Annotated in this window: 19 protein-coding genes; 9 read left to right on the top strand and 10 right to left on the bottom strand. The window is 67.6% G+C overall.

The window, feature by feature from the left end:
- The first annotated feature begins 32 nt into the window (after positions 1 to 32).
- The 4 genes from AEB_RS05380 (at position 33) to AEB_RS05365 (ending at position 4,746) form a co-directional block, all read left to right on the top strand.
- Entirely contained in the window at positions 33 to 2,189 is a 2,157-nt protein-coding gene (locus AEB_RS05380; protein ID WP_231959019.1) for an RNA degradosome polyphosphate kinase, read from the top strand.
- Between the two features lie 23 nt (positions 2,190 to 2,212).
- On the top strand, positions 2,213 to 3,706 hold the full coding sequence (locus tag AEB_RS05375; RefSeq protein ID WP_231958922.1) for a Ppx/GppA family phosphatase: 1,494 nt from the start codon (positions 2,213 to 2,215) through the stop codon (positions 3,704 to 3,706).
- A gap of 103 nt (positions 3,707 to 3,809) precedes the next feature.
- Positions 3,810 to 4,175 (top strand): hypothetical protein, encoded by a 366-nt coding sequence (locus tag AEB_RS18370; RefSeq protein ID WP_119082263.1) that lies wholly within the window; start codon positions 3,810 to 3,812, stop codon positions 4,173 to 4,175.
- Positions 4,176 to 4,302: 127 nt separating this feature from the next.
- Positions 4,303 to 4,746 (top strand): hypothetical protein, encoded by a 444-nt coding sequence (locus AEB_RS05365; RefSeq protein ID WP_119082262.1) that lies wholly within the window; start codon positions 4,303 to 4,305, stop codon positions 4,744 to 4,746.
- Here AEB_RS05365 and AEB_RS05360 read toward each other — a convergent pair.
- Together AEB_RS05360 and AEB_RS05355 are read right to left on the bottom strand one after the other, a co-directional pair.
- Positions 4,743 to 5,621, bottom strand: a complete 879-nt coding sequence (locus AEB_RS05360) for an alpha/beta hydrolase (protein ID WP_119082261.1) — start codon at positions 5,619 to 5,621, stop codon at positions 4,743 to 4,745. The two genes, AEB_RS05365 and AEB_RS05360, sit on opposite strands and share 4 nt — an antisense overlap.
- A gap of 357 nt (positions 5,622 to 5,978) precedes the next feature.
- Complete coding sequence (locus tag AEB_RS05355; RefSeq protein WP_119082260.1) at positions 5,979 to 7,979, bottom strand: TonB-dependent receptor plug domain-containing protein; 2,001 nt, start codon at positions 7,977 to 7,979, stop codon at positions 5,979 to 5,981.
- A gap of 105 nt (positions 7,980 to 8,084) precedes the next feature.
- Between AEB_RS05355 and AEB_RS05350 the strand changes: the two genes are divergently transcribed.
- Entirely contained in the window at positions 8,085 to 8,615 is a 531-nt protein-coding gene (locus AEB_RS05350) for a nuclear transport factor 2 family protein (protein WP_231958921.1), read from the top strand.
- 27 nt (positions 8,616 to 8,642) lie between these two features.
- Here the strand turns inward: AEB_RS05350 and AEB_RS05345 are convergent, their stop codons facing one another.
- From AEB_RS05345 to AEB_RS05330, 4 genes are all read right to left on the bottom strand, one after another.
- Positions 8,643 to 9,215, bottom strand: a complete 573-nt coding sequence (locus tag AEB_RS05345; RefSeq protein ID WP_119082259.1) for a septal ring lytic transglycosylase RlpA family protein — start codon at positions 9,213 to 9,215, stop codon at positions 8,643 to 8,645.
- 222 nt (positions 9,216 to 9,437) lie between these two features.
- Positions 9,438 to 10,910, bottom strand: a complete 1,473-nt coding sequence (locus AEB_RS05340; protein ID WP_119082258.1) for an aldehyde dehydrogenase — start codon at positions 10,908 to 10,910, stop codon at positions 9,438 to 9,440.
- A gap of 52 nt (positions 10,911 to 10,962) precedes the next feature.
- A complete protein-coding gene (locus AEB_RS05335; RefSeq protein WP_119082257.1) occupies positions 10,963 to 13,167 on the bottom strand; it encodes a PQQ-dependent dehydrogenase, methanol/ethanol family in 2,205 nt (734 codons plus the stop codon).
- A gap of 8 nt (positions 13,168 to 13,175) precedes the next feature.
- Positions 13,176 to 14,090: an SDR family oxidoreductase gene (locus AEB_RS05330; RefSeq protein ID WP_119082256.1), complete on the bottom strand. Its 915-nt coding sequence runs from the start codon at positions 14,088 to 14,090 to the stop codon at positions 13,176 to 13,178.
- An 82-nt stretch (positions 14,091 to 14,172) separates the two neighbouring features.
- Between AEB_RS05330 and AEB_RS05325 the strand changes: the two genes are divergently transcribed.
- Together AEB_RS05325 and AEB_RS05320 are read left to right on the top strand one after the other, a co-directional pair.
- Complete coding sequence (locus tag AEB_RS05325) at positions 14,173 to 14,670, top strand: nuclear transport factor 2 family protein (protein ID WP_119082255.1); 498 nt, start codon at positions 14,173 to 14,175, stop codon at positions 14,668 to 14,670.
- A gap of 10 nt (positions 14,671 to 14,680) precedes the next feature.
- Complete coding sequence (locus tag AEB_RS05320) at positions 14,681 to 15,043, top strand: endonuclease domain-containing protein (protein ID WP_119082254.1); 363 nt, start codon at positions 14,681 to 14,683, stop codon at positions 15,041 to 15,043.
- A gap of 158 nt (positions 15,044 to 15,201) precedes the next feature.
- Here the strand turns inward: AEB_RS05320 and AEB_RS05315 are convergent, their stop codons facing one another.
- The 4 genes from AEB_RS05315 to AEB_RS05300 are packed head-to-tail and all read right to left on the bottom strand — an operon-like array spanning position 15,202 to position 18,484.
- Entirely contained in the window at positions 15,202 to 15,738 is a 537-nt protein-coding gene (locus AEB_RS05315; RefSeq protein ID WP_119082253.1) for a hypothetical protein, read from the bottom strand.
- The gene (locus AEB_RS05310; protein ID WP_231958920.1) at positions 15,735 to 16,169 is read right to left on the bottom strand and encodes a c-type cytochrome; all 435 of its coding nucleotides are present in this window, start codon (positions 16,167 to 16,169) and stop codon (positions 15,735 to 15,737) included. The genes AEB_RS05315 and AEB_RS05310 overlap by 4 nt, the downstream gene beginning before the upstream one ends.
- On the bottom strand, positions 16,166 to 17,725 hold the full coding sequence (locus AEB_RS05305; RefSeq protein ID WP_119082252.1) for an FAD-binding oxidoreductase: 1,560 nt from the start codon (positions 17,723 to 17,725) through the stop codon (positions 16,166 to 16,168). Before AEB_RS05305 ends, AEB_RS05310 begins: the two co-directional genes overlap by 4 nt.
- A gap of 3 nt (positions 17,726 to 17,728) precedes the next feature.
- Positions 17,729 to 18,484, bottom strand: a complete 756-nt coding sequence (locus AEB_RS05300; RefSeq protein ID WP_119082251.1) for an SDR family NAD(P)-dependent oxidoreductase — start codon at positions 18,482 to 18,484, stop codon at positions 17,729 to 17,731.
- A gap of 109 nt (positions 18,485 to 18,593) precedes the next feature.
- Here AEB_RS05300 and AEB_RS05295 point away from each other — a divergent pair, with 109 nt between their 5' ends.
- Complete coding sequence (locus tag AEB_RS05295) at positions 18,594 to 19,466, top strand: hypothetical protein (RefSeq protein WP_119082250.1); 873 nt, start codon at positions 18,594 to 18,596, stop codon at positions 19,464 to 19,466.
- On the top strand, positions 19,463 to 20,653 hold the full coding sequence (locus AEB_RS05290; RefSeq protein WP_145985267.1) for an MFS transporter: 1,191 nt from the start codon (positions 19,463 to 19,465) through the stop codon (positions 20,651 to 20,653). Before AEB_RS05295 ends, AEB_RS05290 begins: the two co-directional genes overlap by 4 nt.
- Positions 20,654 to 20,677: the final 24 nt, after the last annotated feature.

Here is a 20,677-nt window from a genome sequence, read left to right as displayed (position 1 = left end):
CTGGCCCCACGGCAGAGAGTTGAATGGACGCGATGAGCAGCGCCGCGCCCGATGTTCCGCCCGCCCCGCCCCGGCTCACCGCGCCGGAGGACCGCTATTTCAATCGCGAACTGAGCTGGCTTTCGTTCAACCGCCGCGTGCTGGCGGAAGCCTGCAACACTGCTTACCCGCTGCTGGAGCGGCTGCGCTTCCTGTCGATCTCGGGCAGCAATCTCGACGAGTTCGTGATGATCCGCGTGGCCGGCCTCGCCGGGCAAGTGCGCAGCGGCGTGGGGCAGACCTCGATCGACGGCAAGACGCCGAGCCAGCAACTGGCGGCGATCCACACCAAGGTGCGCGAGCTGGAGCGGGTGCAGCAGGAAACGCTGCGCGAGCTGGAGCCACTGCTGATCGCCCAGGGTATCCATCTGGCGGGGGAGGCGCGGATCGACGCCGCGGCCGAACGCTGGCTGAAGACCTATTTCCTGCAGGAGATCATGCCGGTCCTGACCCCGCAGGCGATCGACCCGGCACACCCGTTTCCCTTCGTGAACAACCAGGGGATCGGCGCGCTGTTCAACCTGCGGCGCAAGGAAGACAACAACCATCTGGTGGAGATGGTGCTGATCCCGGGCATGCTGCCGCGCTTCGTGCGCATTCCGGGCGAGGAGGCGACCTATATCGCGGTGGAGCGGCTGGTGTGCCGCTTCGCCCATCTGATGTTCCCCGGCTTCGAAGTGATGGGCGACGGCGTGTTCCGGGTGCTGCGCGACAGCGACATCGAAGTGGAGGAAGAGGCAGAGGATCTGGTCCGCTATTTCCGCACCGCGATCCAGCGGCGGCGGCGCGGCAAGGTGATCCTGCTGGAGATCGATCGCGATTTCGATGCCGAAGCGGAAGCACTGCTGCGCGAGCAGCTGGTGCTGGACGATGCGATGGTGACCAAGACCGAAGGGATGATCGGCATCAGCGGCCTTTCCGCCGTGGTGGACGAGGATCGGCCGGACCTGAAGTTCGCTCCCTATTCCCCCCGCTATCCGGAGCGGGTGCTGGAGCATGACGGGGATTGCTTCGCCGCCATCCGCGAGAAGGACATCATCATCCACCACCCCTACGAGAGTTTCGAGGTGGTGGTGGATTTCCTGCGGCAGGCGGCGGCCGACCCCGCCGTGATCGCCATCAAGCAGACGCTCTATCGCGCGGGCAACCAGTCGCCGGTGATCGCCGCGCTCATCGCCGCGGCCGAAGCGGGCAAGTCCGTGACGGCGGTGGTGGAGCTGAAGGCCCGCTTCGACGAGGAGCAGAACCTCAAATGGGCCAGCGAGCTGGAACGCGCCGGCGTGCAGGTGATCTATGGCTTCGTGGATTGGAAGACCCACGCCAAGGTCTCCATGGTCGTGCGGCGGGAGGATGACGGCTATCGCACCTATTGCCACTTCGGCACCGGCAATTATCACCCTGTGACGGCCAAGATTTACACCGATCTCAGCTATTTCACTGCCGATCCGAAGCTGGGCCGCGACGCATCGCGGCTGTTCAACTTCGTGACCGGCTATGTCGAGCCGCAGGAGACGGAGGCGATGGCCATCTCGCCGCTGAACCTGCGCGAAACGCTTTACGAACTGATCGACCACGAGACTGCCAATGCGCGCGAAGGGCGCCCGGCGGCTATCTGGGCCAAGCTCAATTCGATTACCGAGAAAGGCATCATCGACCGGCTCTACGAAGCGAGCCAAGCCGGTGTGCAGATCGTGCTGGTTGTCCGGGGCATCTGCTGCCTGCGCCCCGGCGTGCCCGGCCTTTCCGAAGGCATCACGGTCAAATCCATCATCGGCCGCTTCCTGGAACACAGCCGCATCTGGGCCTTTGCCAATGGCTACAACCTGCCCAGCGGCCGGGCGAAGGTCTTTATCTCCAGCGCCGATGCGATGAGCCGCAATCTCAGCCGCCGGGTGGAAGCGCTGGTGCCGATCCGCAACGCCACCGTGCAGGATCAGGTGCTGGAGCAAGTGCTGCTGGCCAATCTGCTGGATACCGAGCAAAGCTGGCTGCTCGACGGCGAGGACGGCGAATACGAACGGGTGGAGAGCGACGGCGAAGGCTTCAATCTCCACGAATATTTCATGACCAACCCCTCGCTCTCCGGTCGCGGGGGAGCGCTCAAGGAAAGTCGCGTGCCAAAGCTTACCCTGCGCAAGGGCGCAGTATGATTGCAAAGTCTGGAGCCCGCCGGTTGCAACCGGCCGGTGACCGGCCCGATCGCGCGGTGATCGACATCGGGTCCAACACGGTGCGCCTGGTGATCTATTCCGGGTCCAGCCGCGCCCCCGATGTGTGGCTGAACGAGAAGGTCAGCGCCCGGCTGGGGCGCGATCTGGCAGCGACCGGGCAAATGCCCGAAAAGGCGATGCAGCTCGCCCTTTCGGCGCTCGGCCGCTACGCCACTATCGTTGCCGACATGGGAATCGAACGGGTGCAGACCGTCGCCACGGCGGCGGTGCGCGATGCATCCAACGGGGCCGAATTCCTCGACGCCGTGCGCGCGCTCGGCCTCGATCCGCGCCTGCTTTCGGGGGAAGAGGAAGCGCGGGCCGCGGCCTTCGGTGTGATCGGCGCCTTCCCCGGCGCGCAGGGCACGGTGGCCGATCTCGGCGGCGGAAGCCTGGAACTGGTGCAGATCCAGAACGGCGATTGCCAGGCGGGCGTAAGCCTGCCGCTCGGCACCCTGCGCCTGCCCGCTCTCCGCGAACAGGGACCAGCGGCGTTCCGCGCCGCTGTGGAAGGCGAAATGGCCCGGGCCGGCTGGGCGGCGGAGCATCCGGGGCCGCTCTACATGGTCGGCGGCACATGGCGGGCGCTCGCAGCCTACGCCATGGAGAAGGGCGATTTTCCGCTTACCGACCCGCATAGCCTTCACCTCGATTGCGAAGCGGCGGATCGCCTCGCCAAGAAGGTCGCGCGGATGGAACCGGCGGCGCTGTCGCCGGTCCCGGGCATCTCCTCCTCTCGCGCCGCGGGCCTGCCCGATGCGGCGTCGATGCTGCGCATCATGCTGGCCGAACTGCGGCCCGATGGCGTGGTGTTTTCCAGCTGGGGCTTGCGCGAAGGGCTGCTGTTCCTGGAATTGCCCAACGCGGCGCGGAGCCAGGATCCGCTGACCGCGGCGATGAGCCACTTCACCATTCCCCGCGGCGGGTCGGCCGCACTGGCAACGCTGGTGGCCGCCTGGACGGCGGGCGCGGTGGGCAGCACCGGCAGCGGCGGCGAACGCCTGCGGCTGGCCGCGACCATGCTCTCGCTCGCCGCCGCGCGGATCGAACCGAACCTGCGCCTCGCCACGGCCTATGCCTGGGCCATGGACAAGCGGTGGCTGGGCATCGGCTTTGCCGAACGCGCGCGGATCGCCGCCGCAGTGCGCGCCGCCTGCGGCAAGCCCGGCATACCGCCCGAACTTCTGAAGCTGGCCGAAGAGCCGCTGCTGCGCGAAGCCGTGGGCTGGGGCCTCGCCATCCGGCTGTGCCGCCGGCTGGGTGGCGGCTCGCGCGTATCGGTACTCACCAGCCGCCTGCAGCGGCGGGACGGCACGCTGGTGCTGTGGATCGACGAAAGCCGTCGGCAACTCGCCACCGATAGCGTCGCCGGTGATCTCAAGGCGCTGGCCCAGTGGCTGGGGCTGGAGCACGAGATGCGGATTGGCGAACCGGTGGATTTCGTTAGCGCAAACTGATCCAGGTTTTTTGACAGTTTTGTGACGGCGACTAAGGCTTCTTGCCTCGCCAGCGCAGAGGGCAGACTCCCGGCTTCGATTTTTCGAAGCCCGAGGGAGACGCATGGCAGTGGCAGGAGAACGACAGGACAGGGCACCAGCGGGTGGAAAGACCCCGCGGCCGGCGAAGGACAGGCAGGATCGGAATGCGGCGGAGATTGCCCGCGCGATCCTGGCACGCGAATTGCGGCCACGCGTGGCCGATATCCGCTGTCTGGCCGAAGCGGTGCTTGCGCAGCAGGAAGGCTTGCGGCAAGCCCCCGTCCAACCGGAAGAGGTAGAGCCGACAAAAGCCAGACCGAACAAAGCCAAGCCAGCGAACGATAAGAAGGCTGACAAGCCCGACGCTGCCGCCAAGAAGAAGAAAAAGAAGCGCGGTGGCAAGAAGCGCAAGCTGGCCAAGATTCCCGGGCAGACATCCAAAAAATAGCTCGGGTCCTTCCGGGTCGCCGGAAGCAACTGTACCGCCGCAGGTCCGCCCCCCGGGCCTGCGGCGGCTTTCGTGGAGAAGCTGCCCGCCGGCCGGAACCGCCGCCGCGCGCAGCCATTCCGTCAGCGTGGCGAATGCGGAATGGATCATGCTGGTGGCGGGCCTCGCCATGCTGTTTCTCCTGGGGGCCTGGCACATGGCCGGGATCCACTTGATCCGGCGGGTGCGCCCGGTGTCCGACAGCCGCCCCTATCTGGCGGTGATGGTGGCGTTCTGGGGTCTGGTCCTCCTTCACTTCAGCGAAATCGTGCTCGGCGCAGGCGCCTATGCCCTCGCCCTGTCCTTCCCCGACACCGGCTCCATCAGCCATGTCGGCGGCAGCCGGGCGGCGGGGCTGCTCTATTTCTCCGGCATCAACTTCGCCACGCTGGGCTTCACCGGGCAGGATGCCCGCGGGCCGGTGCGGCTGCTGGTGATGCTGCAGGCGCTGGGCGGCTTCATGCTGATCACCTGGTCCGCCACGCTGGTCTATTCGATCTGGGGCGACGAATTCCGGAAGGGTAACGACTAGGCCTGCCGCGCCGCCCGCCGGGCGAAGCCGGACACCAGCCGTTCGATTTCCCGCTCCCCCGATCCGATGCTGAGCGTGGGGGAGAGGTGATTGTGCCCCGCCAGCAGGTGCATTTCGGGATAGGCGGCATGGGCCAGCCCCCAATTGCCCACCAGCTGCGCCGCCTGCGTCTGGAAATCCTGCGGATCGAGTTCCGAGATGGTGAAGCACAACGGCACATCCGCGTTCAGCAGCCCGGCCATGCAGGAAGCGGCGCCCCACGCCTTGCGATCTTCCCCGTAATAGGCGGAATTGAAATTGTTGGGCCGGCAGGTGAGCGTGTCATAGATGCCCGACATCATCATCGCCCCGGCGATGCCGCCGCCCGGCACCACATGGAAGCGCGCATGGGCGACATAGCCCGCCACATGCGCCGCGCCGGCCGACTGGCCCACCAGCACGATCCGCTGCGGGTCGCCGCCATGCTCGGCCGCATGATCGCGCAGCCAGCCCACCGCCATGGCCACATCTTCCGGGCCGGAGGGGAAGCGGTGCGCGGGGGCGAGGCGATAGGTCATGGTCACGCCCAGCATCCCCCGCCGGGCGGCGAGATCGCCGACATTGGAATAGAAGGGGCTGCCCTCCGTATGCTTGTCCCCCATCACGAAGCCGCCGCCGTGCAGGAACAGCAGCACCGGCGCGCCGCTGAGGCCGTCCTGCCGGAACAGGTCCAGCCGGTTGCGCGGATCGGGGCCATAGGCGTGATCGCGCGTCACCCGCGTGGCCGGGTCCATCCCGTGATTGAGCCCGGCAAAGATCTCGTGGGTTCCGCTGAGCATCTGGGGCGTCAATTCGCGCCCCAGCGCCGCCAGCTTCGCGCGCAGTTCGGCATTCATGCGACCTCTCCTGTCATTGTTCTTGGGCTTCTCGCCACTCGGTTCGTCGCAGCTGCAGCACGCTTGGAACGCCGTGGAACAGGGTTATTTGGCAGAAAACCGGGCTGTGCCGCGCAGGCCGCCGCAGCGGGGCAGAAGAGGGGAGGAAAGGCGCACGCATCCGCCCGAACTGCCCGGCGAATGGCCCCGTAGGAAAGCACACGCACCATCGTCGCGCAATGCGACCACAGGCGATCCTGCCCCGCCCGTGCGGAGGCTGCTGCTGCCATATCCTCTCCCTTCTTTTGGCCGGCCAGCGCCAAGCCCTGGGGAGCAGGAGAAAATCACGCCCGCGCCCGCAGCGCAAGCGGCAGACGCTCAGAAGCCGTAGCGGAAGCCGCCCCAGACGGTGAGGGGCGTGCCCAGGTCCATCGATCCGCCCTGGTTGCGGGTGACGATTTCCTCGTCGAACAGATTTTCCACCCGGCCCACGAAGCTGACGCCGCGCGCCAGCGGCACCTGGGCGAAGAGATCGACCGTAGTGGCCGCGGGCAGCACATCGGTTTCCTGATCGTCCTCATACTGACGGCCGACATGGCGCAACGTGGCGGCAAGATTCCAGCCCTCGCGCGGGTGCCAGCCCAGCGTGGCGCTGGCCGCCCATTTCGGCGTCTGCGAGGGGCGGAAGCCGTCGAGATCGGCCGCCAGACCCGTGCCGCTCATCGTCGCGTCGGTATAGGCCAGCGTGCCGTCGAAGCTCACCTGCCCCAATTCCAGCTGGCCGCCCAGTTCCACGCCCTGCGCATCGATCGCGTCGATATTGCGGCGCTGGCGCAGGTTCGGCTCCAGCGTCACATTGGTGATGGCGTCCTTCACCTTGTTGTCGAAGGCGGTGAGCGAAAGGCTGGCGCCTTCCATCGGCCGCCAGTCCACTCCGGCCTCGAAGCCTTCCAGCCGCTCGTTCTCCAGCGCGGCATTGGCCTCTGTCGTGACCGGGAACACCACGAAGGGGCGGTACAGCTCGTTCAGCGTCGGCAGCCGCAGGCCGCTGTAGGCGGCGGCGCGCAGGCGCAGCGCATCGGTCGCGTCAAAGGCCACGCCCGCGCGATAGGACACCTCCCAATCGGCGCGGTCGGGATAGATCTCGTCCGCCACGAGGGCACCCGTGCTGCCGCTATAGGCGCGGTAATAGCCATCCATGATGCGATAGCGGTCGGCCCGCAGGCCGCCGGTCAGCACCAGCCGGCCGATCGTCCAGTCATCTTCCACGAACAGGCCGAGATCGGTGTTCACCCCGCCGGCGAAGCGCTCTTCCGTCCGCAGCCCGCTGAAGGCGGACAGGGCATCTTCTTTCAGATCGCCTTCGGCACGGCGGAAATCGGCACCCAGCCGCAGGACATGATCCGGCCCGACCGGCGGGCGCACTTCCAGCTTGCCGCCCTGCCCCGAAGCGGGCGTGTCCTTCTGGTCCAGCACCGGCGTGAACTGGCTGGAAGAGATCACGATATTGCTGAAATTGCGCCATTGCGCATAGGCCACGGCATCCACCTGCCACGGCCCGCGGCTGACCAGCCGGGCGCTGACATCCTGCCCGGTGATGCCGCTGTCCGCCCCATCGAAGCGCAGCGTGCGATTGTCTTCGAAGGCAAGGCCGCGCAGCTGCAGCTCCAGACTGTCGCCCAGCGGCTGCACCAGCCGGCCGCTGGCGGACCAGCTATCATAGCGCGCACGAGCGGTGGCGGGCACGCGCTGATTGTCCGGCGTGGTGTAGAAGCCCTGCCCGCGATCCCACCGGCCGCTGACCACGGCAAAACCATCGCCCACCTGCGGCGCCAGCGTGCCGGAAAGCTCCGTCTCCCCGCGATTGTTCACCAGCGCCTGCCCGTTCAGCAGGCCCAGCGTCGCGGCATTGGCGCTGTCCAGCTCGATCGTTCCGGCCAGCGCGCCCGAGCCGAAGGGGCCGGAGCCACCCCCGCGCGTGACGCGAATGGAGTCCAGCCGCTCCGGCGCGATGGCGGAAAAGGGGACATAGCCAAAGAAGGGATCGAGCATCGGTACGCCGTCCAGCAGCACCAGCGCGCGGCTGGTGGCATTGCCGCCCAGTGCCCGCAGCGTGGCGCCCTGCGCCGTGGGGTTGGAGGATCGGCTGTCGGAACGGCGGAACTGCTGGAACCCGGCGATGTTGGACAGCGCATCTTCCAGCCGGCCCGATGCGGTGCGGGTGATCTCTTCCCGATCCAGCACCACCGTATCGTAAGCCGGGGTGGCGGGGGTGGCATCGAGCCCGCGCCCGGTGACCACGATCACCGGGCCTTCCTCTTCCGCATGGGCTGCCACGGGCAGAATCAAGGATGCCAGGAGGAGGTATTGCAGGCGCATGAGACAGTTCTACCCGGTTGAAATTGCGTTTGTCCGAACCGATAGCGGCTGGCGCTTGCCGCGTCACCCCTCCTTTGGCAGGAAGTGGGGGAGAGGAGAATGCCGATGCGCCGACTGACGCTTGCACTCGCGGCCCTGCTGGCCGCCGGCACGACCGCCGCCTGGGGAGAGGATATGCCACTGTCTTACGAAAAACCGCAGATTCCTGCGGATCATTCCGCCCTGCTCGCCAGCGATGATCCGCAGGTCGCAGCCAACAAGCGGCTCGTCTATGACATGTACCGCATCGTGCTGCAGGCCGGCCGGGCGGACCGCGCGGGGGAGTTCATTGCCACGAATTATGTGCAGCATAACCCCAATGCGGCACAGGGTCTGGCCGGCATCGTGGACTATGTCCGAAAAACGCGGCCCGAACGGCCGATCCAGGACACACTCGACCTGCCGCTGATCCACCTGATGGGGGAAGGCAATTTCGTGACGACCGCCTTCGTGCGGCCGGAAAAGGATGCCGAGGGGAAGACCTATTATTCCACCTGGTTCGACCTGTTCCGGATCGAAAACGGCAAGATCGCCGAACATTGGGACCCCATGCTGAAGAGCGAGGCCCCGATCGATCCCAACGACAAGAAGATCTGACCGGCCGGCGGCCCGCGCGCGGCGGGATCAGTAACCCGCCGCCGCCATCTGCCCCCTCAAGGCCTGCAACGTGCGCTGCGGCACGGGCGGCAGTTCGGCCGCGGGCTTCCCCGCGCGCAGGCGGGCGCGGTCTTCCTCCGAAGGCTGCACCGCGCGGACGCGCACCGGCGCGGTGCCCCGGGCGCGGATGCCGAGTTCCTCCGCCGCCCCGCGCGACAGGTCGATGATCCGCCTTCTGTCGGAGAAGGGGCCGCGATCGTTCACCCGCACGATGATGCGCTGCCCGGTGTCGAGCGCCGTCACTTCCACATAGGTGGGTAGCGGCAGGGTGGTGTGCGCGGCGCTGATGCCGTCAGGCCGGAACCGCTCGCCATTGGCCGTCTGGCTGCCGCTTTCGGGGCCATACCAGCTGGCATAGCCGAGCCGGTCATAGGCCGGATCGGGCGCCGGCGTGTAAGTGGTGCCGCGCACGCTATAGGGCGGACCCACGCGCACGGGCACGTCGCTCACCGGCCGATAATCGCGCCCGCCGCCGCAGGCGGACAGCACCAGCACCGCCGCCGCGATCGCGCCCAGTCTTGCCGCTTGCTTTGCCCTCATGCGGGCGGGGATAGGCGCGGCAGGGCGCGGGGGGAAGGCGGGATCGGCTGGCAGGGGTGCGAGACCCCGGCTCAAGGCCGGGGTGACGGGGAGTGGGGGTAACGGGTTGCACCATGGCCTCAGGCCCATTGGTCGTCACCCCCGGGCTCGACCCGGGGTCTCGCGCCACCAAAAGCCCTCTCCCCTTCAGGGGAGAGGGTTGGGAGAGGGAAAACGCCGCCCTCAGACCCGCGCCGGCGCGCCGTCCAGCAGGATCGTCTTGGTTTCCAGATAGGGCCACAGCCCCTCCTCGCCGCCTTCGCGGCCCATGCCCGATTGCTTGAAGCCGCCGAAGGGCATGCCGAATTCCATGCGCATGCCGTTCTGCCCCATCACGCCGGTGCGGATGCGCCGGCTGATGTCATAGGCGGCCTGCGGGTCGCTGGTGAGCACCGAGCCGTTAAGGCCGAAATTGCTCTCATTGGCGATGCGGATCGCATCCTCCTCGTCCTCGGCCGGGATCAGGCACAGCACCGGGCCGAAGATCTCCTCCTGCGCAATGCGGCTCTGGTTGTCGACATTGGCGAACAGGGTGGGCTCGATGTAATAGCCCTTGTTCATATGCGCCGGGCGCTGGCCGCCGGTGACGAGATCGGCGCCGCCCTTGCGGCCTTCCTCGATATACATTTCCACCCGTTCCAGCTGGCGCTTCATCGCCAGCGGGCCGAGCTGGGTTTCCGCATCCTCCGGCGCGCCGATGCGGATGCCCTTCATCACGCCCGCGATCGCCTCGGCCAGCTCGTCATGCCGGGCCCTGGGTACGATGGCGCGGCTGAGCATGGCGCAGACCTGCCCGCTCATCACCGTGATCGTATTGCCGAGGATGCCCGCGGCCGCCTCGATCGGGAAATCGTCGCGGATGATGGCGGCGGACTTGCCGCCCAGCTCCATCGTGCAGCGGGTCATCTTGCCGCCGCAGACGCTGGCGATATGCATGCCCGCCGCGCTCGATCCGGTGAAGGTGACCTTGTCGATATCCGGGCTGTGGATCAGGTGGTCGGCCGCCTCGCGCTCTGCCGGGACCAGGTTCACCGTGCCCGCCGGCAGGCCCGCCGCCTCCGCCGCCTCGGCAATGATATAGGCTTCCAGCGGGGTTTCGGGCGAGGGCTTCATGATGATCGGGCAGCCGGCGATCAGGGCGTAGAACACCTTGTTCGCCATGATGCCGAAGGGCGCGTTCCACGGCGCGATGCCGACGACGACGCCCACCGGCTCGCGCACGATCACGGCGGTGTCAACCACCTGGCCCTTCTTCTGGCTGACCCAGGCGAAGCTCTCGCCCATGGCGGCGATGCCGCGCAGCTGAGCCACCGCGCCGCCGTGCATCATCGGCGCGAAGCTGGCGAGGCCGCCGACCTGCGCCGTCCAGGCGGCGGCAAGCTCGGGCACGCGCGCTTCGAGGATGTCGATCATCCGGTTCAGCGCCGCGCCGCGCTCCGCCGGGGGCGTGGTGGGCCATGGGCCGTGATCGAAGGCCTGCCGCGCGGCGGCGACGGCGTGGTCCATGTCCGCCGGGCCGGCGGCGGCGGTGCGGGCGACCACCTCCTCGCTCGCCGGATTGACGATCTCGATCGTTCCGCCGGCGGCGGGGGCGACCCATTCGCCGCCGATGAACAGCCGGTCGGGATGCTTGATGGTCACGCCTTGGGGGGTCATCGCATGTCTCCTGTCAGCGGCGCGTCGCAGGGGTGTCGCGCCGGAATGTGCATCAGAAATTGGACAATATGGTGAGGCTGCGCGAATCGAGCGGCTTGCCCTGCCGCTTCAGCGCCACTTCGCGTTCATGCAGTTTCTCCTGCTCCGCGATCAGGAAGGCATGGATGGCCTTCGCCTGATCGGGCGAGAGGATATCGTCCCACCGCGGCATGCCGTTGGGCAGGAACAGCCCTTCCAGCACGATCCTGTCGAAGGCCGCATGGGTGCCCTCGCTCATCCGCCGCAAGTCCGGCAGCGGGGCGCGCGGCTGGTTCGAATGGCACAGCGAGCAATTCTCGGTGAATAGCGCCGATCCCGTGGCGATCATCTGCGGTGTCGCATCGGGGAACTGCGCGGGCGGTGCGGGCGCCGGCTCCAGCGGCGGCAGGTCATCGGGCACCGGCACCGCGCCGCCGCCCAGCTTGAACACCAGCAGCCGGTTGGCATTGCCCTTGGCATAGGCCGCGGCATAGCCGGGCACGAAGCCCCAGCCGCCACCGCCCCAGCCGGTCTGCACCGCGACATATTGCACCCCGTCGACCCGATAGGTCATCGGCGCGGCGAGGATCGAGCTGCCCGTCTCCACCGTCTTCAGCAGCTTGCCGGTATCGGCATCGAACACCCGCAGGCGGCCGGCCAGATCGCCATGGAACACCAAGCCCGAGGCGGTGGCAAGCACGCCCGCGCGATCCTGCCAGCCGTCATGCTCCACCGTCCATTTCACCTTGCCGGTGCGCGCGTCCACCGCACGCAATTGCGAGCTGAACGGCATCTCTTTCACCTGCTGCCATTGCGGCAGCGCCTTCACCGCCTGCTGCAGCGGCGGCGGCAGGGTGGCGAGCGCGGGCTGCAGGTCGGAGGTGAAGATCAGCGCCGCATCCGCATTCAGCGCCTTTTCCTTGCGCGGCGGGTTCTGCTGGCCCGGCGGAATGAACATCAGATTGCCCATATCCACGAAGCTGGCGAAATAGAGATTGCGCGTGGGGTCATAGGCCGCGGGATGCCAGTTGCGCGCGCCCGAACTCGCCGGGAAGACGATCTTCGGCCCGTTGGTATAGTCCGAATATTCCGGCGTCAGATGCGGCTTGCCAGTGCTGAGATCCCAGCCATCGGCCCAGCTGGTGCGCACCATCTGTTCGGCCAGCAGCGGCTTGCCGCTTTCCCGGTCCACCACGAAATAGAAGCCGTTCTTGGGCGCGTGGAGGATCACCGGCCGCTGTTTCCCGCCGATGTCCATATCGGCCAGGATCATCGGCTGGGTGGCGGTGAGATCCCAGCTATCCTGCGGCGTTTCCTGGAAATACCACTTCATCTCGCCGCTTTTGCGGTCCAGCGCGACGAGCGAATTGAGATAGAGATTGTCCCCGCCGCCGGGAGAGCGGGTGCTGATCGGATAGGGGCCACCATTGCCGGTGCCCACGATCACCTGATCGAATACCGGATCATAGGTGATGGCATCCCAAGCCGTGCCACCGCCGCCGATGTCCCAGCGCGTGTCCTTGCTCCAGGTCTTCAGCGCCGCTTCCAGCTCCGGGCTTTCCTGCGGCCCCTTGGCCGGATCGTGCGGGATGGTGAAGAAGCGCCAGGCCTGCTTGCCGTCGCCCGCGTGATAGGCGGTGACATAGCCGCGCGTGTCATATTCCGCGCCCGCATTGCCGATGATGACGAGATCGCCCGCCACTTCCGGCGCGCCGGTGATGGTGTAGCCGCGCGTGCGATCGGTGATCGTATCCACTTTCCACGCCACCGCGCCGGTCTTCGCATCCAGCGCATAGAGCCAGCCGTCGAGCGCGCCGACGAACACCTTGCCATCATGCACCGCCACGCCGCGATTGCCCTGATCGCAGCAGGCAGCGCGATTGGCCTGCATGTCCACATCGGGTTCGAAGGTCCACAGCTGGGCGCCGGTCGCCGCGTTCAGCGCATAGACCCGCCCGAGATTGCCCGAGGTGTACATCACCCCGTCGATCACCACCGGCGTCGCTTCCTGCACGCGCTGCGTGCCGAGATCATATTCCCAGGCGAGGCCGAGCGTGCCGACGTTCTGGGCATTGATATCCGTCAGGCGGGAGAAATGGCTTTCCGCCCAATCCCCGCCCGGATTGTCCCAATCGTCCCCCGCGCCATAGACGCTGGTGTCGATATCCGGCTTGTCCGTGCCCTTCGAACAGCCCGCCAGCGCCAGCGCCGCGGCGGCCGCGATCAGCAGCCTGCGCATCCCCCCGCTCATTGCGGCCAGGCGCCCTGATACTGTTCGAGCACGGAGCGCAGGCTGCGCGGCGGCCGGCCGGTGATCCGCTCCACATCGTCGCTCCGCACGGCGAAATAGCCCTCGCGGATGGACTGGCCGAAGGTCACCATGCCTTCGCTCGCCCAGGGGATCGGCCCGTCGGGCACGATATCCGAAGCACGGCGCGGCACGCCCAGCGTGTCGAAATACTGGTACATCCCCTCGTCATCGACCGGGATCAGCTCGATCGGCTTGCCCGCCATTTCGGAGATCATCGCCACCGCTTCGGGGATGGAGATCAGCTCCGGCCCGGTGATGTCATAGGCGCGGTTGCCGTGGCCTTCCTGCGTCAGCACGCCGACGGCGGAGGCCACGCAATCATCGCGGCTGACGATGGCGACCTTCCCGTCCGCCGCATTGTCGGGCTTGCTGCCCGCCTGCAGCGCGGGGATCGCCATGGCTGTGGCTACTGCCTCGGCATAGAGGCTGTCGCGCAGATGCGTCCATTCCGCGCCGGACCGCTGGATCAGCTGTTCGGTGGCATAATGATCGTGCTGCTCGATCGACGGGTGATCCGCCTCCCCGCCGGCGATGATCGAGGTATAGACGATGTGGCGCACGCCATTGGCCACCGCCGCATCCACGGCATTCTGGTGTTGCTGGACCCGCGTACCCACGCGCAGGGTGGAGATCAGCAACATGCTCTCCCCGCCCTCGGTCGCGGCGGCCAGGCTCGCCGGATCGTCGAAATCCGCGCGGCGGACCTGCGCGCCCAGCTGATCGAATTCGGCCAGCTTTTCCGGCGTGCGCGAAAGGAGGATCAGATCCTCCGCCGGCACATGCTCCAGCAGCTGCCGCGCCGCCGCATTGCCGAAATTACCGGACGCGCCGGTGATGATGATCTTGCCCATTTCCCTCTCCCAGCGACATGCAACCGCTTGGCGGTGATAATAACGAGTGTTACGGTCGTGGCAACAAGTGGGAGAGTATCATATGAGCAAATTGTCCGTCGAAGACCGTCTGGCGCTGCAGGATCTGATCGCCGATTACAGCTGGGCGCTGGATACGGGCGATGCCGATGCGCTGGTGGAATGCTTCACCGACGACTGCCTGATGAGCGAGGAAGTGTTCGACGATCCCGACATCTGGGAAGGACATGACGGCATTCGCGGCCTGATGGCCCATTATGCCAATGCCCCCGGTTTCCCCGGCCGCCAGCACCACGTGACGCAGGTGAAATACATGCCGCAGGCGGACGGCAGCGTGAAGCTGAAGAGCTTCGCCTTCGTGACCGAATGCGAAGGCGAACCGCCCTATCTGCTGCGCTTCACCGGCTGGTATGACGATCACGCGGTGAAGGGCGCGGACGGCAAATGGCGTTTCCAGCGCCGCATCGTGCGGCTGTGGGATGGCGAAGTGCTGAAGAACTTCCCCGGCCGCGGCCAATGGGTGCCGAGAAAGCGGCCGGAGAGCCTGATTATCAGGCGCTGAGGTTCGATCCGTGCCGATCGGCGGGACCAACCGCCACGCGCGCAGCCTGCGCCGCAATGCCACCGACGCAGAACAGGCCCTGTGGCCGTATCTGCGCGGGCGGCGCCTGGGCGGGCTGAAGTTCCGCCGGCAGGCGACGGTCGGCCCCTATGTCGCCGATTTCCTCTGCGCGGAAAAGCGGCTGATCGTGGAGCTCGACGGCGGGCAGCATTCGCCAGAGGCCGACGCGGCGCGCACCGCTGCGCTGGAGCAGCTGGGCTATCGGGTGATCCGCTTCTGGAACGCGGATGTCCTTACGAACAGGGACAGCGTGCTGGCGGAGATTCTGACAATGGCAGAGGGGCTGCCGTCGCGGTTTGAATGGAAGGGGTAGGGGCCCTCATCCAACTGCGGCTAGGCAGCAAGCTGCCAAGCCTGCGTATCCTTCTCCCGTGAACGGGAGAAGGTTTGGTGCATTCCTTCTCCCACTGGTGGGAGAAGGATACGGAGACTTGTGAGCGCAGCGAACTAGTCGCAGTTGGATGAGGGGCCCTACCCCCGCGGCGCGAGCACCCAGCCGATGACCAGCCCGGCATCGCCGTGCGTGGGCGCCAGGGCGGCGAGGGTACGGCCGGCTGCCTCGCCGGGGCGGGCGGCGTAATCGGCCAGTGCTTCCACCCAGTCCGCCCCCGCCGCTTCGGCCGCGCGGCCCAGCGCCTGCCAGCCGGGGCGGCAGGTGTTGGCGGTGCAAGTGCCGGAGCGGCCATGGACGGCAGCAACGCGGATATAGCCCGCCTCGCGCGCGATATCTTCGATCAGCAGCGCATCGGCATGGCGGCTGACCCCGGCGACCAGCGCAGGGCGGCGATCGAAGGCCGCGCGGCCGAGGCGCACCCGGTCCCCCTCCAGCGCCAGCACCTGCCCGCCACGCATGCGGCCCGCTTCGGCGAAGCGGCGGCCGGCTGCCAGCGCGGGATCGTGCAGCAACAGGCCCTGCTCGCCATGGCGCCAGCGCCATTGGGCGAGCCCGGCGACGGTGGGCACGGCGAGCGCGCCGGCCAGCGCACCGCGGCGGGTGAGCGCGATCATCGGGCCACCTCATGCGGGCCGGCGGCAAGGTAATCGGCAATCGCCTCCAGCTCCGCATCGCTCACTTCACCCCGCGGGATCGCCGGCATGTTGCCGATGCCCCGGCGCGCGGCGAGGATCACATATTCGCGCGTGAGATTGTCGCGCGCTTCCAGCAGCGGCGTGTCCATGCGGCGGGCCAGCAGGCCGGTGCCCATGCCGTTCGGCCCGTGGCACATGCCGCACTTCACCACATAGTCCTTCTCGCCCCCCGTCGCGCCGGGGCGCAGCGCCAGGGTGAGCGGCTGGGGCATGGGCGGCGGGCCGGCGCCAACGCCGGTGGCCGAAGGCGCGGGCGCATCGGCGCCGGCCTGGCCCATCACCGCCCCGGCCGAAAGCAGGGCCGCCCCGCCCAGCGCCACGGCGGCGGCTGCGAACATTGCGCGCTTCATGCCTTCCTCCCCGCTGACCCCTTGGGCCAGATGCCGCTTTTCCCCGGGGCCAGGATGCCGTTGGGATCGAGCGCGTCCTTTACCGTGTCGTTGAGCCGCCGCAGCGCGCCATTGTTGAAGTCGTAGCTGTCGGCGACGAGGTCCATGTAATCGAGGTGGGTGCGATATTCGCAATATCCGTGCTGCTTCGCATCGGCCACCAGCGTGCGGAAGAAGGGATCGATCTTCGCCATCATCTCGGGCGAATCCTTGTCGAAGATCATCGCATTGACGTTCAGCAGGTGGCGTTCGCCGAAGGCGAAGCTGCCCTGGTAATCCATCCCGTATTCCTTGTAGCGGGCATAGGTGCGCTTGAACTGCTCCAGCGCCTGCGTGCCATCCTGCGGCAGCACGGGGGAGAAGCCGATGTGCCCGCCGCGCCCGCCGTACCAGTTCACATTCTGCATCGGGAAGGTCATCGGCGTGCCGGTCCAGCCGGTGCGCTCGATCGGTTCGCCCTTCTTCCAGGTGGTCGGCTTGATCAGCATCGGGTTTATGGCGTTCATCGCCTGCTCGAGGATCTTGTAGGCCGCCTTGTTCACATCCTCCCGGCCATAGAGGCGCAGCGAGACGCCCCACCAGCCGATGCCGAACTGCTTGCGGATCTTGTCGATCACCGCATCGGACAGGGCGCCGGGCTCCTCCGTCCACTGCTCACGCGTGGTCAGCACGGCGGCGGCGCGCAGCCAGTTGCCGATGGAGGGGCTCTGCTGCAGCAGCCCTTCGCGGCGCAGCGGACCGATGGTGTCGATCATGGCCTTGAGGTCTTCCGGCCGGTCGAACTCCACATCCATGCCCATCAGGCTTTCGGGCTCTGGCATCAGCCACAGGCCCATCCTGGTGACCACGCCGAAATTGGACTGGACGAACATCTGGTCCCACCCCGGGCCGAAGCCGAAGGGGTAGAGCTGCCAGGTCGGCGCGCCCTGCGCCGCGCCCATGCCGGTGCGCACCACCTCGCCCGAAGGCAGCACCACCTCCAGCCCGCAGATGCGCTTGGTGTGCTCGCCATAGGGGGTGTAGCCCAGCCCGCGATCCAGCGCATTGCCCATCACGCTGCCCCAGCTGTTGCCGGGCGTGCTGATCCAGAAGGGCAGATTGTTGGCCTGGATGAAATCATACAGGTCGTAGAAGCCCACGCCGGGTTCGACGAGCACGGTGCCGTTCGCCTCGTCGAACTCGATCTTCTTCATCCGGCTGAGGTCCATCACCACGCTGCCGGCCAGCAGCGGGGCGGTGCCCCCATAGCCCAGGTTCTTGCCGCGGCTGATCGGCCAGATCGGCAGCTTGTACTGGTTGGCCACGCGCAGCGCCGCCTGCACCTGCTCCACGCTTTCGGGCGCGATCGCCCCGGCGGGGTGGTGCGCGGCATCGTCCACCGCGAATTTGTCCTCGTAGGTGTGCCGGTCGAGCTCGGTGAAGAACACCTTGTCGGCGCCCAGCGCGCTTTCGAAGGCGCTGCGGGCCTCGGCCAGGCGGGCGGCGGTGAAGCCGGGAGGAAGGGGACTGTCAGCCATCGGTTAATCCATCGACCATTTGGTGCGGGCGGGCGGGCGGGTGGCGGCGTCCAGCCGGATCACCTCGCCATTGAGCAGCGGCGTGTGGATCACGAAATCCACCACCTCGGCGAATTCATCGGGGCGGCCGGCGCGCTTGGGGAATTCGGCATCCCCCAGCAGCTCGGCCACAAAATCGTCGGGCAGCATCGCCACCATGGGCGTCGCCATGAAGCCGGGCGCGATGCCGTTCACGCGAATGCCGTGGCGCGAAAGATCGCGCGCCCACACCAGGGTGAGGCCGGCGAGCCCCGCCTTGCTGGCGGTATAGGCCCCCATGCCTTCCTGCCCTTCGAAGCTGGCGATGGAGCAGGCGTTGATGATCACGCCCCGCTCCCCATCCTCGCCTTCGGGCGCATTGCCGATCATCCGCGTTGCCACGGCGGCGGTGGCATGCGCGGCGCCGAGGAGATTGACCTCCACCACATGGCGGAAAGCCGCCATGTCGCCCGGCCCCTCCGCCGTGGCGATCGGGCCGATGCCGCCGATGCCAGCGCAATTGGCGAGGATGTGGATCGGCCCCTCGATCGCGGCCACTGCCGCTTCCACCGCGGCGAAATCGGACACGTCGCAAGCGATGAAGCGCACGCCCTCGGGCGCCTCGCCCGAGAGGTCGAGCGAGATCACATCGGCGCCGACCGCTTCCAGCCATTGCGCCGTGGCCCGCCCCAGCCCCGAATTGCCGCCGGTGACGACGGCGCATTTTCCTGCCGGCTCCATTCCCTCTCCCTCGCGGTGCTCCGCGTGACTTTAACGGTCGTTACTTTTGGGCTAGCAGGGTGCGAAGTCAAGCGACCCCTGCCCGAGCAGGGGCGAAGAGGAGAGCGAAGTGGCCACGAGAGAAGAGCTGTATGCGGTGCTCGACCGCTTCGTTTCCGCACTGGAATCGCGCGATCCCGCCCGCGCGCCCTGGGCCGACAGCCTGCTGAATACCGAGAACAATGTGGCGCTGCAGCCAGGCGACGGGCTGTGGAACACGATCACCGCCCGGGGCGATTACGATCTCCGATTCGCCGATGCGGAAAGCGGCCAGGTGGCGCTGTTCACCTGCGTTGAGGAGACCAATGCCCTGTCCCCCGTGGCCTTCCGGTTGGGGGTGCGCGAGGGGAAGATCGTGGAGGCGGAGACGGTGGTCGCCCGCAATGCCGACGAAGGCTTCCCCTTCAAGGGACAGCGGTTCGAGCGCAAGCCCGCCATGGAAGCCCTCGTTCCGGACGGCGAAACCTCGATGCGCGAAGAGCTGCTGCAGATCGCCGACGGCTATTTCGAGACCATCGAGCGCAACGACGGCACGATCAACACGCGCTTCTGGTCCAATTGCAACCGGGTGGAAAACGGGGTGCAAACCACGAACAATAGTGAGTTCCCCCTGCCCATCGCCCGGCTGGGCTGCGAGGCGCAGTTCCGCCTCGGCTGGTATCGCTATGACGACCGGCTGCGCGGCCGCCGCTTCCCGCTGGTGGATGTCGAACGCGGCATCGTGCTGGCGCATGGCTTCATCGATCATTGCGGGATCGTGGGCGAATACACACTGACCGACGGCACGCCGGCTTCCAGCCCAGTGCGCCGGCCGCACAGCTATTATCTGGCCGAAGCCTTCAAGATCCGCGCCGGCGCGATCGAGCAGGTGGAAGCCGTGTTCCACAGCGTGCCCTACCACATGCCGAGCCCGTGGGACGCGGCGACGGATCGCGCGGCATGACCGGCACCCGGCGCCTTGTCGCGCTGCTGCTGCTGGCGGGCGTGATGGTGATCGACGGCTATGACCTCAACGCCATGGCGCTGGCGCAGAAATATCTCGCGCCCGAGTTAGGCCTGAAGGAAACGAGCTTCTGGGTGGTCCATTCCGCCGTGCTGGTGGGGCTGGGCGTGGGCGCGCTGGGCATCGCCCCGCTGGGGGACCGGATCGGGCGCAAATGGGTGATCGTGGGGGGCTGCCTCACCATCGCCGCGACCACGCTGGCGACGGGGCTTTCCGCCAGCATCACCGCCTTCGCGCTGTGGCGCCTGCTGACCGGTATCGCGCTGGGCGCCTGCCTTGCCAATGTCTCCGCCCTCTCTTCCGAAGTGGCGCCGCAGGGGCGGCGCTCCACGGTGATGGCGGTGGTCTCCGCCGGGATCGCGATCGGCGCCATGCTGGCCGGCTTCACCGCGCCCGAACTGGTGGCATGGCGCGGCTGGCAGATGCTGTTCTTCCTGCCCGCCGTGGTCGCCCTCGCCCTCGCGCTGGGCCTCGCCGCCGTACTTCCCGCCGGCCCGCCGCCTCGCGCCGCCGCGCGGCCGGGCGCGGGCGTGCCGCTGGTGGAACTGCTGCGCCCGCCGCTGGCCTTCCCGCTGGCGGTGTTCGCCACGACCTACATGCTCAACGCCATTGCGCTCTACATGCTGGTGAGCTGGACGCCGGTGGTGCTGCCGCAGGCCGGCTTCGCGGTCGATCTGGCCGTGCGGTTGCAGGGCCTGCTGCAGGGCGCCGGCCTGTTCGTCAGCATCTTCCTGGCCTTCCTGCTCGACCGCTGGCGGCCCGGCGCCACGCTGACGCTGGGCTATCTGGTAATCGGCGCCGCCTTCCTCGCCATCTGGGCCACACCCGCCGATCCGCTGTGGTGGGGCCTGCTGCTGGTGGTGGCCGGCGGCGGGGTGACCGGCATCCATGGCGCGCTGATGGCACTGAGCCCGCGCCTGTTCCCCTCCCACGTGCTGTCCTCCGCCATCGGCGCGGCAGTGGCGATTTCGCGCATCGGCGCCATTGCCGCCCCGCCCATCGGCGCGGCATTGATCGACGGGGGTATTTCGCCCGCCGGCTATTACCTGTCGCTGGTGGTTCCGGTGGCCGCCTGCGTGTTGCTGACGCTGCTGATCCCGAAGGCAATCGCCCGTTCGGGGGCGTGAGGCGCGCGCCCCCTTGCGTCACCC

It is taken from the genome of Altererythrobacter sp. B11 (genome assembly GCF_003569745.1).
Taxonomy (GTDB): domain Bacteria; phylum Pseudomonadota; class Alphaproteobacteria; order Sphingomonadales; family Sphingomonadaceae; genus Croceibacterium_C.
The sequence above is the reverse complement of the archived record's forward strand: the minus strand, read 5'-3'. Positions and strand labels throughout refer to the sequence as shown.